The sequence below is a fragment of the Tenacibaculum sp. ZH5_bin.1 genome, assembly GCF_042865525.1.
GTDB lineage: Bacteria > Bacteroidota > Bacteroidia > Flavobacteriales > Flavobacteriaceae > Polaribacter > Polaribacter mesophilus.
Window position 1 is genome coordinate 52699 of the sequence record NZ_JBEGIO010000001.1, and the last position, 12583, is coordinate 65281.

The 12583-nt window shown below is 33.2% G+C and carries 10 protein-coding genes; all 10 read right to left on the reverse strand.

What is annotated here, in order from left to right; translation table 11 throughout:
* Window positions 1–2: 2 nt before the first annotated feature.
* From ABHQ57_RS00195 to ABHQ57_RS00240, 10 genes are read right to left on the reverse strand one after another with little or no spacing between them, the layout of a single operon-like run.
* Complete coding sequence (locus ABHQ57_RS00195) at window positions 3–3203, reverse strand: hypothetical protein (RefSeq protein WP_167712434.1); 3201 nt, start codon at window positions 3201–3203, stop codon at window positions 3–5.
* Window positions 3191–6367: a baseplate J/gp47 family protein gene (locus tag ABHQ57_RS00200; protein WP_167712435.1), complete on the reverse strand. Its 3177-nt coding sequence runs from the start codon at window positions 6365–6367 to the stop codon at window positions 3191–3193. Before ABHQ57_RS00200 ends, ABHQ57_RS00195 begins: the two co-directional genes overlap by 13 nt.
* Before the next feature lie 8 nt (window positions 6368–6375).
* Window positions 6376–6789 (reverse strand): GPW/gp25 family protein, encoded by a 414-nt coding sequence (locus ABHQ57_RS00205; protein ID WP_167712436.1) that lies wholly within the window; start codon window positions 6787–6789, stop codon window positions 6376–6378.
* Window positions 6790–6791: 2 nt separating this feature from the next.
* Window positions 6792–7082, reverse strand: coding sequence for a PAAR domain-containing protein (locus ABHQ57_RS00210; protein ID WP_159612982.1), 291 nt, complete (start codon window positions 7080–7082; stop codon window positions 6792–6794).
* A 4-nt stretch (window positions 7083–7086) separates the two neighbouring features.
* Complete coding sequence (vgrG, locus tag ABHQ57_RS00215; protein WP_167712437.1) at window positions 7087–8832, reverse strand: type VI secretion system tip protein VgrG; 1746 nt, start codon at window positions 8830–8832, stop codon at window positions 7087–7089.
* A complete protein-coding gene (locus tag ABHQ57_RS00220; RefSeq protein WP_047790303.1) occupies window positions 8833–9519 on the reverse strand; it encodes a hypothetical protein in 687 nt (228 codons plus the stop codon).
* Window positions 9519–9680: a DUF5908 family protein gene (locus ABHQ57_RS00225; protein ID WP_164505160.1), complete on the reverse strand. Its 162-nt coding sequence runs from the start codon at window positions 9678–9680 to the stop codon at window positions 9519–9521. Before ABHQ57_RS00225 ends, ABHQ57_RS00220 begins: the two co-directional genes overlap by 1 nt.
* A gap of 1 nt (window position 9681) precedes the next feature.
* Complete coding sequence (locus tag ABHQ57_RS00230) at window positions 9682–10119, reverse strand: phage tail protein (RefSeq protein ID WP_047790304.1); 438 nt, start codon at window positions 10117–10119, stop codon at window positions 9682–9684.
* Window positions 10119–10565, reverse strand: coding sequence for a phage tail protein (locus ABHQ57_RS00235; protein ID WP_047790305.1), 447 nt, complete (start codon window positions 10563–10565; stop codon window positions 10119–10121). Before ABHQ57_RS00235 ends, ABHQ57_RS00230 begins: the two co-directional genes overlap by 1 nt.
* A 44-nt stretch (window positions 10566–10609) precedes the next feature.
* Window positions 10610–12559, reverse strand: coding sequence for a phage tail sheath C-terminal domain-containing protein (locus tag ABHQ57_RS00240; protein ID WP_231128359.1), 1950 nt, complete (start codon window positions 12557–12559; stop codon window positions 10610–10612).
* Between the last annotated feature and the right edge of the window lie 24 nt (window positions 12560–12583).

The window sequence follows — 12583 nt, forward strand, 5'->3', positions numbered from 1 at the left end:
TTTTATGAGTTTTCTTCGTTATTATTTTCTTTTTCTGATTGTATGTTTCCTATACTAGATTGGTTTAGTATAATTCTTCCATCTAATGCTTCGTCTTCTGCATTACAATCGGTTAATCTCCCTGATGGATAGATAGTATTTAATTGCTGTATAGCTTGTATTAAATCTAACAGCTCGTTATTTTCTACAGGTTGTTTTTGTTCTAAGTTTGTTTTTGTATACAAGTATGTTTTGTATGCGTTTTCGAACTGTAACAAATCGTTTTCTTCATCTGCAACAGTTCCTTTTCTCTCTCCTACCCAACAAATTCTCGGTAAAATGTGAGATGGAAGTTCTTGCCTGATAACATCTTCCATATAGCGTCTAAAATCTGGGTTTGAAAAACGATATGTATATCCTGGTAAAACAATACTGACTCTATAAGAATAAGGATCAATCGTTCCACAATCTTCACAATCTTTTGCACAAATAGGTAGGAAGTTTTCTATTTTGTTACTCGTGTTTTTTGGTCGTAAAATCATCTGTTCTTCATTATAAATCCCTTTTTCTAAAAAATCTTTTTTTAGTAGGCAGAGAAGTTTCTTTAAAGCATTCTTTAATGCGTTCCTATTTTCATATTCACTTGACTTTGCAAGACTCGATTCACTGTTATCTTCATGCTTTTCACGGTTAACTATATTAAACCAATATTTTACAGAATTTGGTTGTTTTGATAATGTAGCATTATGGATCCTTATGTGCCCAACTCTCTTTTTATCTACAATATCTTTTTTAAATACTCTCTCTAAATCAATTTCTTTTATTTGTAAAACTTGCTGTGTAATTAAATAGAAACCTTCTACTGCAATTTTTTCACTTGCATAGTTTTCTTGGGCTGATAACAAGATGTTTCCATCATTATCTCGTAATTTCCATCGATAGGTATTACTTCCTTCTATTTCTTCGTATATTTCAACATAAGACTCTGTAACATCTGGGCGCAATAGCATATGCTCTACTAAAAACATTCCTTCTTCTGTGAAATCTTTTTTTAGAAAAGAAATTATCTCTAACAATGCTTCTTTTAAATCATTGATGTTAGTATAGTATTTGTATTGCTTTGCAATGATGTAATCAGAACTACTCTTTGGCTTTTCTGGATTGATAACATCAAAAGAATACTTTACTGGAATAGAAGGTTTTGATGGTGTAGATTTATGAATTCTTATGAATCCAATTTGCATATTATTTGTAATCCCCTCTTCAAAAGCTTCCTTTATATCTTTTTCCTTGGTTTGCACAATTTGTGATACTGCAAAGTATAATTCTTCAATAGCTAAAACTTTTTTAGCATAGTTTTCAGTTGCTGATAGTAATATGTTTCCATTAGTATCTTTTAATCTCCATCTATATGTGTTACTACCCTCTGATACTTCATAAATATCTACACTGGTTTCCGTTAAATATCTTCTTTTCTCATTGGAAATCCCCATTAAACGTGCTATTCGTTTTTGAAATCCAGATACGTTATTTGTATACCATAATTTATCTTGGTTTTGTTTGTAATAGTTAAAAGCAAGCCCTTTTTCACTACTAATCACTTTATAATCTTTTAAAAAGGCTTCTTTGTTTAATAGTACAATTTCATCAGTTGCTGTTCCATACAACGCTTTCATAATAAATGTGTATTCTCCAAATCGTTCTGCAAAACGCGCTAACAAATGATCTAAAATAGAATTTCTGCGTTCCACATTGTTATCAAACTGATTGAATAAAAGCTTTGTTAATTCATCATCATTTGATTGTGGATATTCACTTATAAGCTCATCAAAATCTTTAATGTCTTTTATCGCTTGTGTAAAAAATGTTCGCGTTTCTTGTCCGCTAATAGACAATAATGTTTTTACTTCTGATAAGTGTTTGAAATAGGTTGCTAAGATTTGATCGAAAAATGTTAGATAGGCTTTTAATTGTTTTGCTTTTGCTTTCCTTTCATTCGTAACATGTACGGCTAATCCTTCTTGACCGATTCCATAAGTATCCGGGAAATCATTTTGAATAGTAGTGTACTCGTTAGCTCCTATTGAACTTCCTTTTGGCAACGATAAAACCTTGTCTTCATCTGCTATTTGTTGCGATTCTATTTCATCTTCTTTTAATTGTTTTAAATACTCATCTACTCTATCATAGTTTAAGTTGAGAGGAAGGAATCCTTTGCTAAAATTAAACGTACTCTTTTCACATAACACAGGTTTTTTATCAGGGTCAATACAAACTACCCATTTATTTTCTTGGACTATATTTTCATCACAAAAACCTACAGAGATGTCTTTAATTAATTTTACCCCTTCAATGTTCATGATAATTTTCATCACATCTGAAAGGCGCACTTCTTTTCTCAATTCTGCTTTTTTCAGTTCTTTTACATCTATAAATCCATTCTTTAAAATAGGTCCATCAAAAACCTCATCAGTTGCATACCCTTTATCTAGCATTTGCTGAATTGAATAGAACTTTAAAGATGGAGATAGGTAGTTTTCTATTTGGAATAAAATATTAGCATATACCCACTCTTCATCTGCTTCAGGAATTACATCAACATTAGCACAAATAGCAATCGGTTGCGTGTCTACTTCTTTTATTTCTATTAAATCTTCACATAAATTTCTATTCTCATGATAAGCTGTTTTGATATTCGGAAAAATCTGCTCTTTTGTATAACCTTCTTCTAAATCAACTAATAGCGAATACAATCCTTTTAGCTTAAAATCTTTTTGAAATTCTGGTAGAATGTCTTCAAACTTTTTATAGCTTAATTTGTTATTCTTGCAATCAACAAACACTTGTTTGTCATAAACTCGTAGCCAACAATTTTTTACTCCTTCTAAATCAATAAACAATTTTCTATAGTCTAATTCATTGACTGGTTTGGTTGGGAAAATTTCTGAAGCTTTGTAAAATTGTGCTTGTAGCGATAAATTCGAATCTTTGGATGCTAATAAGTTTTCCAATGGTGTATCAATACGCATTCCTAAATCCGTAATGGCATAACACAACATTTCCAAAATAGTAACTCCTGGATCATGTGAATTGAAGTCAGTCCATAACTTACCTCCTAATTTTTCCAAATAAGAGATTCCTTCTTTTCTTAAAAAAGAAAAATCTAAGTCATCTTTGGTAGATATATTCTTTGGTATATTGATATGTTCATTTATAGCTGACATGTTTGTTCTATGATTTTTTTAGTTCCTTTACAGGTAGTTAATACAGTACTTACATTATGTGTTTTAGCAGATACTAATATTGATTTTGGATTACTTGGTTCTATTTTGTACACCTTGGCATCACCATTCATGGTTACATTCTGTAAATAATCTACATAAGTCAGTTTTTCTAAGTAGTCAATCAATATGCTTTTGTGCAGCATAATCCCGAAGGTTACTTCTTTGGTTTCGTCAAACGCCCAAGGTGATAGGAATTTCGTGATGTCAGTTTTTAGCTGCTCGGTGTAATAGTTTTCATCATATCCTTCATAAAAACTAACTTCTAAACCAATCGTTATTTCTTCATAATTAGGATTGATAACTTCAGCTTTTACATGCAAGGTGTTTAATGAATTGATATAATTCGTAACACTATTTAAAGTAGCTTTGCTAACTCTTGGTTGATACATATCAAATACATTTTTATTTACGGTATCTGGTACCACAATTAAAGTAACGTGACCTGCTGCTGTAAAACTTGTTTCTGAAGTATGATTTAAACACTTCACTTTATAAATTTCAGGGAACTCCTGAAGAATTAAGTGTTCATAATCCCATAAAGTTATAGCTCTGTTTTTGTGACGTAAACGCTCGCTTATTCTTCTATAAAAATTAGCATCAGATTCTTCTGTGCTTCCTCCAAATGCATTGTAAGGCTGTGAAACTGATTTTATTTTCGGAATGCGTGTCACCATTTTTTTAATGGTCTCACTAGGTAACCCATTTTTTAAATGATTTACCTCATTATCGTTATTTTTGAAGGTAGTTAATACTGCTTGAGCGTGAATTCCAATCGCTTTACATACTGCATCATATGACTTATTCATCTGGGCTCTAATCCAAGTATATCCTGATGGTAATAATGTATTATTTGAAGTAGCTTCTTTAGGTATTGAAAACTTAACAATTCCTGATTTTAAGAAGTTGTCTGTATTATTAGTAATGATATTATTCTCTAACGTTTTCCATTTATTATTACAAAGAATTGACCATTGTATTTTTTCATTTTCTTCAAAACTTTCTACTAATGGGTTTTCACTTCCTTCTAATACTTGGATTAACAGTGAAAGGTTTTGCTGGGGCTCTACATTTTCTATTCCTAAAAATAAGTGACCTCCTAAACAATACTTAGGAACTAAAAAAGCTTGGACTGTATCTTTATCAAAAACATCGATGATATTTTTTTCCTCCTGTAAATACTTCTTTTCTGCATAATTTTCTTCATGCTGCCCAAACGGATGTTCGTGAAAAAGCTGAATACGATTTCCTTCCAAATTCATATTTTCCATCACAATAGTTTCTTCTGCTATATAATCAACAGAAATTGATTCTACTAATGGTGTATATGGCTCGTTAGGAAGGTTAATGCCTTTGTCTTCTGCACTTACTGCTAATGCGTACAACTTAGGGTACAACTGATGTAAAAATGATTGTTCTAATGTTAGTTGTAAAGGACCAGCTTTATCTATTTCGTAACTACTTCCTGTATTTTTTGCCTTAAACTCTGAAGTATAGGTTATTTCTTCGCTTTCTTCATCTACTTCTTTTTTTAACAAATTCTGGACTTCTCCTATGGTTTCTTTTGCTTCTCCCGCTGCATGTAATAATCTTTTTTTCGTTTTAAAGTAAGTATGGTCTTCTATTATTAATTCTCTTGAATCTATATCTTCACCTAATTCATCTCCATATGTTTCGATTGAAGAGTAACTTGATGGTTTTAAATATGCCTGATACCACTCTTTAAAATCATTTGGAGTGTTTTTCCAGCGTAAGTTTACAGTAAAGTTATTCCACTTTTTTGAAAAGGCCTCGTTATAGCTTACACTAAAATTTGAACCCTCAATAGGACGAGTTGTAAAAGGATGAAATGGTTTTTTGGTTCTTACAACTCCATTATCATTTTCAACAGTTGCTGATTTTACTCCTTTGACATCTGTTTTTATAGTAATCTTCTCTAGCACGTTTCCAGCTAAAAACCTGTAAAAATCATACCCTACTGTAGTTGAAACATCAAACTCAAAACGCACTAACGGATGTGAAGTATTATATTTTGTTAGTAAAAACTCTTCGTTATATCCTACTAATGCACCTGAATCATATCCTAAGCTAAATTTGAAACTTATTTGATTCGTAGTAATTAACACTCCATCATTTACATTGTTAATAGCAACCAATATTGGTTCAATCCATTTTTCTTTTCCACTTCCAAAAATTTGAACTGCTTGCAATAATTTACTTACATCAAAAGAGTTTTCTTCAAAATTATTTTTAAAATTAATGGTAACTGTTACTGTTCTATCTCCTTCTTGTAACCACAACATCGGTGAAGCAATAGAAAACCCAAGTTCAGCATCTGGCAACTCAGTAGCATTCTTTTCACTTGCTGGATACCCAAAAGGGTACCAATATGGTTCGTCTTCTGGTAATTCCTCTTCAATTCCATCTTTCGTATTTGCTACCTCACTTGCTTTTATCTTTTTTAATTCTGCTGTGTTGTTGTTATAAATTGTTTTTATAGCTCCTACTGATGCTTTATTGACAATTAACTCTTCTTCTGTTTCGTATACTAATGGATTACCAAGACTGTCTTTTTTCGCATCCAATAAAATGCCTTCTTCTATTCGTTCATCCGTTATTTTTTTAGCTAGTTCAAAAATTACATGTGCTTGATCAGGGATTGGTTCCCTTTTTTGAACCTGAAGTATTTCTTTGTAATAAAAATCTAAGTGACGTTTGGTTAAATTGTTAAATCGTTCTTTTGAAAGTTCTAATAACTTTAAAAAGCATACGAATAAAGTTAAGTGAGGACTTAATTCTCCTTCTTTAGTATACTCCTCAAGAGTTAGCTGGATATTTTCTTTTAATTTATTGTATTCTCTTGTTCCTCTAAAAGGGATATTTTCAGTGGTTAGTTTTTTGAAAAAATATTGCCAATCTCCTGAAGCTACTTCGTGATTTTCTGTAGAATAATAATTGAGCTTTTTAGCAAAATTATAGGCAAACAATATCCAATCTTCTATGGTAAAATCGTGAAGTTCGAAATTTTCAGGATTCAATGCTTCAATGTATCGTAGCTCTTGACCTGTTCCACTTCGTTGTAATATGTTAGATATGATTTTACTCATGATGTATCTTAGTTTATATCGGTTCCTTCCCCTTTATAAAAAGGAAAAACCACATTGGTTCTACTATTCGTAGCTCTAATTCTATATTCAATTTTTATGACCAACATTCCTTCTAAAGGGTCTGTTTCTGAAACATCAATATGAATTACATCAATTCTTGGTTCGTGATATAAAATTGCTGTTTCTATTAAATCTTTGGCATAGGTTATTAGCGTTCTATCTAACTTCTCAAAAAGAAGCTCTTGCAAATTGCAACCATAGTTAGGTAGCATAACACGTTCTCCTAATCGAGTAGTTAACAGTATTTCTAAACTACTTTTAATGTCTTCTTCTTCAGAAATCATAATGACTTCACTTAGATCTTTTGAAAACTCTGGCGGAAAACCCCAACCTATTCCTAAAAATGCTTTTTTATTTTCCATTATTATCCTATTAAAACTGTTGGTTCTCCTAACACAATAGTTCCTCCATGTGAAGTACTATCTCCCATTCTTGCTGCTGGCATTCCACCTATTAATACTGTTCCTGAACCAGCCACTATACTATCTGGTGGTCCGGTACAAGTAGCCATATCACCCACTCTTGCTGCGGGTAAACCTCCAATTAATACGGTAGGCTCTCCTGCGGGTAAAATTGGTCCTCCAACGTGAGGTACAACTCCTGTAACCATTGGACACACGTGCATGTCTGTTATTCTTGCTGCTGGGTTTCCCATTTTTTTAATTTATTTGAACTAATGAACCTTTTAAAACAGCTATAGCACTTGTTGAAACTTCTGCTCCAGCACTCCCTTCTGCTTTAAATTCTGCATTGGCTGCTATACTCACATTAGTTCCTTCAATAGTTACGTCTCCTGACGCTTTCAATGAAATATCTCCGGCACTTTCCATTGATATTCCATCGCTGTTTATCGTAATTATATTAGAGTTATCATCTTCAATCGTTATGGCTCCTTCATCTTCATCCAGCATAATCATTTTTCCTGCGGGTGTTTCAATGGTGATTATTTTTTTGTCGTCATCAAACAATACCTTCATTTCACTTCTTGTAATGATTCCTTTTTCGTGATTATCATCGGTTGCTGTGATTGGAGATGGTTTTGCGCTACTATGTAACATTCCTAAAACAATAGCATCATTAGGATCATCATTGATAAACCCTACAATCACCTCATCTCCTATTTCAGGACGAAAGAAAATGCCTCTATTTTCTCCTGCATCGGGTGAGGCTACTCTACACCAAATACCTTCTTCTTCGTTATTTACTATGGGAATTTGCACTAGAATCCTATCTTCTCCGTCAGGGTCTTCTTCTAATTGAGAAACAATTCCTACTTGTAAGCCTTGAATAGCTGGTAATAATCCTGAAGCTGGTTTTGCTGAGATTTCAAAGGTTTCAGAAAACCATTCTGTTGATAATCCAAACTGTGCATTGACTATCCAATTTCCTTCTGAAATTACATGTTGAACTCCTGTTACATATACATTTCCGTTAAATCGGTCTCCTACACCTTCTAGTTTTAAAATGGTGTTTGGTTTTACTGACGGGATTCCTTGAAACTTTACACGTCCTCTTACTTTTGCCAATTGTTGAAATAACCATTTGGCATCTGCCCAATCTTGCAGTTCGGTATCGGTAACAACACCTCCGTGTCGTAACTCCATACTTTCTAAACCTATCGTTTTGTTTAAATCTGAAACAGATAAGTTTCCGTTTAAACTTACATTTGGGTCTTTCCCTTCAATTTCGACTACTTCTTGGTCAGCATGATTCCAACTATAAGCTGCTACTTTTTTAACTTGATGACGTGCGTCTATTTCTGCATCAAAATCTAATAAGGAACCTCCGAAGGTTACGGTTTCAATTTCTGACTGACTTACATTGGGTTTGGCTATGGTAATGGTTCCATCATCAACAAAACACAGTTTCCCATTTGCTTGGGCTCTTGAAACTACAAAATCCCAATCTGACGCATTGTATTGTACTAATTCTGCATGATTGTAATTTGTAGATTCTACCTCTTTAGCTAAACCATAATTTCCAATGATTTCTTCAAAAATGTCGCTATCGGTGCTTTCGTAAAAATACTTGCTTTTTCTACCTACAGTCATTTTTACCGCTTCGTCTTTACATTCAACGATTAACTGTGCTGAATTTGCTCTAATTCTTAGATTATGCTTGATAACAATTCCTTTGAAAATGGTTTCTTCATCTGAATGGTAACCTGCAGTAATTTCAATTTCTTTTCCAGGAATTAACAACTCTTCATTACTTAATTTAAAATCTCTCTGTGAAGCTTCTCCATCAATTAAAATAATTTGAGCCGTTGGTATTTTATTTACTTCTTTTGAAACAGTAATATTTTTCACCTCATATTGTTTGGAAAGTTCTTCTCCTTCAATCAAGATTTTAAAAGTGACTAAATCTGCACTTTTTGAAGTTTGTATAGTTCCTGTATTATTCATTTATGCGAATTTTTGTAAGGGTGGAAAAAAAATTTCTTGACCAGGTTGTAATTTTCTGAACTGCATTATTTTATTAACACGAGCTACTTCTAAATAATACTTGGAGTCTCCATAAATACGATGACACATAAGTGGCAAAGTGTCTCCTGATTTTACTTTACGATAATGTGTTAAATCTGGTGATTGATTATTTTCCCTTGCTACTCTTAAATCATCATCAACAGTACCTTTTACCTTAAGCTTTGCACTGGCACGTAATGGTGTTCCATCTGGTGCAAACAATTTATATTCTATAGAAAGATCGACTAAAGAGCCTTTAAAAAGGAGAGCTCCCCATTTAATCATTAAATAGTTAGGTTTGTGCTCCTCTCCTTTATATTCGAATACAATTTTTTTGAATGCTTCTATTTTATCTATGATTCCATCTTTTAGATCACTTTTTCCATCAATGGCTCCACTACTATCAAATAACAAGTCTAAATCTAATTCTTGAGGAGGTATTCTTGTAAACTTAGGCTGAGAACCACTTGTACCTTGCCCTTGCTCTTCAGTATATTCTGGCTTATAAGCAATCATATACTTTTCTGGGTTTATAAGTGTTGTAAACTCTCCATTGGCTACTTCATCCTTAAACTTATCGTCAGAATAGGCCTTTATTACTAATTTTTTTAACTCTCCTTGACTCATTATCGTTGTTTTTGCCTTTCAAGAATATCCATTACTTCTTCCACACATGCTGAAACTATAGCTGCAGTATTTCCGTTTTTTGATCCACTTGTTTTTCCTTGTGATTCTGATTTCTCATCCACATTAATCTTAATATGTAATTCTTTGATGGTTATAGGCATCTTATACTATTTTAAAATAATTATAGGTTAACTCAAGTGTTTCAATAACCAGTTTACTTTCTTCAGCGTTAAAGTCACCTACATTCCATTTTACAGGATATGCATGTTTTACATTCCAAGTTTGTATGGCTTGTTCGTCTTCTCCTAATAACATTACATTGATGTTTACGGGTTGTATTTCAAAGTTTCCTAAAGCTTTTTTACACCACTTGATTACTTCCGAGTCTACAAGCATCCCTCTTTTCAGTACTAAATTTGGGTATTTGGAACGTACAGGTATTTTGTGTTTGAATCTATTTTCTCCTCCTTCGGCTATTTCTTCAGTTTCAAGGTCTACCGTGAGACCTGAAACTGATTGAAATGAGTTGTCGCCGCTTGAAGTTGAGATGTCTTCAAACTCTACTTTAAAACTAAATCCTACTGGTGGATGATAGCTCATTACGATGACATTTTTAGCTTCTCAATTGCCCATTCAGCAGTTTCAATGGCAATTTCATTACCATCAGCTTTTAAATCTGTAGGCTGTACTTTAGTGATATAAGCATTCTGAGCTTCCCATACTACTGCTGGTTGCCCTGTCTCATCTAATAACTTGATGGTTAAGTCTCCTCTAAACTGCTCACCTCCTTCTTGGAAATAAACTGTTTTAGCCCATTGCTTGTAAAACTGTTTACTTTCATCTACAAAGGTTCCTCTCTTCATAGTAATGTTACTATACTCGAACAAGCCTGGTTGTTTTGATTTGTGGTACTCTTTATCTGCTCCTCCACGGTATTCTATTACTTTATTATCAAAACTTAACCCTGATACTTCTGTACAATTAAATTTCGTATCACCAAAGGTTACCTCGAAGGAAAACTTTGGCATTGGATATGATTCTGCCATGATTCTTTATTTTTTATTTATATTTTTTTGGTTAGTTAGTTTACTTATGCTTCTTGCATTTTGTGAGAGAATTTAAGGATGATAAATTCAGCTGGACGTACTACTGCCATACCTATTTCTATGATCATATTTCCTTCTAAAACATCTTGAGCTGTCATGGTTTCTCCTAAACCAACACTTACATAAAATGCTTTTTCTGGCGTAGGACCTGCAAGTGCTCCTGCTCTCCATTGTTGTGTTAAGAAATTATCAATCATTGCTTTTACACGTACCCAAGTGTTTTTATCATTAGGTTCAAAAACAAATTGTTCTGTTGCTTTTTTTATTGACTCTTCTGCCATGTTGAAGAAACGTCTTACAGATACATATCTCCATTCGTTGTCGTTTCCTGCAAGAGTTCTTGCTCCCCATACTAGATTTCCTTTACCTACAAAAGATCGAATTGCATTTATTGATTTACCTGCTACTGTATCTACATTCAAGTCCCTTTGTGCTTCGTGAGAAATGTTAACGGTTGGCTCAATTACATAATTTAAACTTACATTAGCTGGTGCTTTCCATACACCTCTATCAGAATCAACTCTTGCATAAACACCTGCTATGGCACTACTTGGAGGTAATATTAATGGTAAGTTGGATATTTCAGCTTTTATTTGATTATAAAGAGCATCATCTTCAGTTTTTATAACATCTAACGCCTTTACTGTGGCACTTCCACTAGATGTAGGTAAGTTTGTTATTAAATCATCAAGCTCTCCTGAAGCTATTAATGTGTTAATTTTATCTACGATAGAGTCTGTAGAGTCATTATGAATTCCAAGAGCTCTCTGTAAAGAAGGATTGTTTGTTGTAGTTTCTGAGATTTCATTGAAAACTGTAATTTTAGAATCATCGTCATTCAGACGATCCTTCACTTTATTTAATTCTAGCTGTAATGTTTCGATCTCATTAGTTATCCAAGTGTCTAAAGCATTTGCTTCAGCAACTGCAGCACCATCTGTTCTTGCCAAATCTAATGCTTTGTTCAACTCAACTTCTAAGTTGCTTAAGTAGTTTTTAATGCTATTAATTCTTGCTACTATATTAGGAACTTCGGCAACTGCATCTGTATTTTCATCGGGCCCAGACAGATTATCAACAGTAGTAGATATTGCTACAATCTCTGTTAAAAAAATAGATAAATCGGTCGTATCTATTCCCGTTGCAATCAACTGAGCTTCTGCTTGAATATTTCTGGGTAACGCTGTACTTATTGTAACATTTGTAGAAGATTCATCATAACTATAATCTAGAATAGTTTTTATAAATGGATAATAAGCGGCTCCATATTTAAGATAATTTTTGTCTGAACTTATTCTATCTCTTAAAATGCCTACGTTTGGAAAAGAAGCGTCTATAGTATCATAGGTTCTAGTATCTATAATTGTAAAACGGTCTTGTAATTCATTACATTGCGTTAACGCTGAGTTATATAGGCTGTAAAAAGTGGTATCATCTGTTAATGCAGTTGCATCAGGAAACACTATTAAAGTTACTTCATCTACTTTTCTTACTTCAGCTAATCCATCATTAAAATCTGAATCGGAAGTAATGGCTGTTACTTGTGAATCGCTACCATCTAATAAGTTTGATTCACCATACCTACCTACAGAAGTAATATAGCAAGGACCACCTCCATTGGCAAAGTATAATTGTAAACTATAGTACATTAAAAAAGGTGACTTTTCTGCACTATTTGGAGCTTCTACAGACACTTTTCCATCTTCTACAGTTACTTCAATGCCTGTTTCTGCTTTTGCCACACCAAAGTACATTTCATACTCTAACATAGAGCTGATTCGTGTAGGTGTTCCTTTTAAATCTCCTTTTACTTTTCTGGTTGCCTTTTCAGTATAACCAATAAAAGCCGGAATTGCTGTTTCTACTTGAGCTACTGATGGAGGAAACTTTACAATTTCCTCTACGTAGACTCCTGGTGTTTTGTACGCTGACATAATTACTTGTTTTAAATTTTAATT